Raw genomic sequence first — 2,611 nt, forward strand, 5'->3', positions numbered from 1 at the left:
GTGGGGGCAGAGCCCCCACATCACCCCCCACAACCCGCGGTGCCCTTGCCGGCCTCGGCCGTGGCGGCCTCGCGGGCGCGGGCCATGATGCGCTCGGCGGTCCGCTCGCTCACCTCGTACAACTCGGCGAGTTCGCCGGCGGTCACCGGAGCGCGGCGGCCGGCTTCGGCGGCCGCCAGTTCTGTGGCCACCTCGGCCACCCGGTGGTCCTCCGGTCGGCGGCGTGGGGCCTTGTCCTTGCTGCCGGCGGTACGGCCCTTGTACTGCGGCTGGCGGTCGGCTCGGGCCTCGGCGGCGGCCCGGGTCCACCATCGGCGGCCGTGACGCTCTATGCCCGCGTCCATCCGGCCGGCGGCTGCGTCGGCCCGGATGGTCGACGCGCTCACCCTGGCGACGGCGCCGGCCTCCTGGTCGGTCAACAGGTCGGCGGGGTGCGGCGAAAGCGTCGTCGCGCGCTCGTCTTCGTCGTCCTGGTGCTCGGCGCCCTCGACGTCGTCGGCCTGGTCCTCGCCGCTCGCGTCGTCCTCGGTCGCGATGAGCGCGGCCAGGGTCGGCACCTGCTCTCCGGCTAGGTGGGCTCTGACCTGGGCGGCGTCGTAGATGACGGGACGTTGTGAACCCGGGAGGGGGCGGACTGCGGCCACGAACGCGCCGTGGTGCCGGCGGCGCCACGTCGCGAGCGAGACGCCGGCGAGCTGGGCCACGTCGGCAAGGTCGAGTGTTGGTCGGCCTCGGGGGATCACGTCGGGCTCTCCTGGGGTTCGGGCCTCCGCGTGGGCGGGGCGTCATCGCTGGTATGAGGCTACGGCTCCCCGGCCTGCGGGTCGGCGCCATGGCGGGTGGTACATCGTCGGTCTCGGCGGGTGCCTGCCCGCTGAGTGCCGGCGTCCGCCGAGGCTGTCTAGACTGGGGTCGCTTCTTACTTCGGCCTTCGGGCCGGGTGTTGGTGGAAGCAAAAGGGCCGGTGGATGCCGTCACCCCTCGGGGTGTCCCACCGGCCCTCTGCCGTGTCCGGGCGGCCGCCGAGGTGGCGGCCACCCGGTGTCTCTCAACGCCCCGTGGCGGCGCCGCCCGTCTGCGGGGTGACGCCGTTGTTCCCGGTGATCCGGCCGGGGTTCTGCGCCTCGGCCCGGACGGTCGGGCTCGGGCTCGCCGCGGAACGGCTCGCGTAGTCCTTGGCGCACGCTTCCGGGGTCGCGGGCTCGTTAACAACGCTCATGACAGGTCCCTTCGGTGGGGTGTTGGTGGTGTCGGTCCGGGGTGCCGTTCCCCTTTCCGACAAGTACTAGATTACAGCACTAGAGCATCACTGGCAAGACTTCCGCCCGGGTCGAACTCACGTAGTCGCAGGTCAGAGGCCTGCCCCGAAGAACTTCCAAGATCTTTTAGCGTGTGCACGCTAGGCGCTTCGCCGGTCCAGCCGGCTCCTCGGCCTGCACCCGGACGGGGCCGCTGGCGCTGGCCGAGGTTCAACCGGCGGGACCTACTCCGGTCGGCGCGGGGCCGGAACCGGGGCCTTCTCCGGCTCGGCGGGCTGCCGCTGGCCCGGGATGGCCAACCCGGCGTGCTCGTCGCGCTGTTCGGTCCTGCGGGCGTCGGACCGGTCGCGTACGGCGGTCACGGCCCTGAAGGCGATCATCAGGGGCCACACGGCGACCGCCACGACCCACACCGCGACGGCGCCGGCGAGTTCGCCGTGGGACGGCTGGCGGGTCGGATCGGCTTGCATGTCCGCCAGGCCGTCCATTGGCAGGACGTTGTACGAGGTGCTGACCAGGACTCCGATTAGCACGTACAGCAAGATCACGGGGTGGCTCCTCTTCGGTGGGGGGGGTGTTGGTGGAGCTGCCACCGGGGGCGGGTGCCGTTCCCGCCCCCGGGGCGCTTGCCGATAGGCCGGCTCGGGCCTACATGACGGGGCGGGCAACCTCGTCGGCGGTGACCTCGCGGGCCATCACTACGCGCACGGTGTCCAGCAACACAGGCGGCAGTGCGAACCGCTGGCGGCGGATGCCCCGGAGGTACTTCCGGGCGAGTGCGACGGCGGCGGCGTCCGGGATCGCGGCGGGGCCCTCGCCGTCGAACGCGTAGAAGCGGGTCACCTTGTGGGCGCCGGGAACGGCCGGGGCCTGGCGGCGGTCGTCGCGCGGCAGTGCGTCCGGGTCCACGGGGACGCTCGTCCGGGTGTCGGTGTACTCGGTGATGCGTACGGCGTCGGCGCCGAACCGCTCAACCGCCCATTCGTACTGCGCGCGGGTCGTCTCGGGGCTCTCGATCATCGAACCCCTGCGGTCGTGGCCGTGCTCCACGTAGCTGACGGACCAGTACCGGACGCGGGCGGTTCGGATGGCGGCCATGTACGCAATCACGCGCTCGGCCACCCGGGCGCCGGTCTCGCCGGCCTCGTACTGCGCATCCGCTCGGGCGGTGTCCGGGCCGTGGGTCAACACGGCGGTGGCGAGCCGGGCGGACAGCGAGCGGGCCGGGTCGTGCGCCTGCTCGGCGATGAACGCCAACCTGACGAACATGTCCAGCTCAGCCGGGTTGTTCATGTCGATTTCCAACGTGGGCACGTCGGGTTCCTTCCGGTGGGTGTTGGTGGTGTCGGTCC

The 2,611-nt window shown here is 72.4% G+C and carries 4 protein-coding genes; all 4 read right to left on the minus strand.

From position 1 onward, the window contains the following. Positions 1 to 20 precede the first annotated feature (20 nt). The gene (locus JHN45_RS51500) at positions 21 to 704 is read right to left on the minus strand and encodes a hypothetical protein (RefSeq protein ID WP_201056402.1); all 684 of its coding nucleotides are present in this window, start codon (positions 702 to 704) and stop codon (positions 21 to 23) included. Between the two features lie 344 nt (positions 705 to 1,048). After that, positions 1,049 to 1,219 (minus strand): hypothetical protein, encoded by a 171-nt coding sequence (locus JHN45_RS51505; protein ID WP_201056403.1) that lies wholly within the window; start codon positions 1,217 to 1,219, stop codon positions 1,049 to 1,051. 264 nt (positions 1,220 to 1,483) lie between these two features. Then, entirely contained in the window at positions 1,484 to 1,807 is a 324-nt protein-coding gene (locus tag JHN45_RS51510) for a hypothetical protein (protein WP_201056404.1), read from the minus strand. A gap of 100 nt (positions 1,808 to 1,907) precedes the next feature. Then, a partial coding sequence (locus JHN45_RS51515; RefSeq protein ID WP_236585049.1) for a hypothetical protein occupies positions 1,908 to 2,611 on the minus strand: 704 nt, incomplete at its 5' end.

Origin of the sequence: Streptomyces sp. MBT53 (genome assembly GCF_016654115.1) — a bacterium.
Lineage (GTDB): Bacteria > Actinomycetota > Actinomycetes > Streptomycetales > Streptomycetaceae > Streptomyces.

Bases quoted from the DNA above. Each gene is read 5' to 3' on its own strand.
- JHN45_RS51505 (WP_201056403.1), bottom strand. From the start codon at position 1,219: ATGAGCGTTGTTAACGAGCCCGCGACCCCGGAAGCGTGCGCCAAGGAC.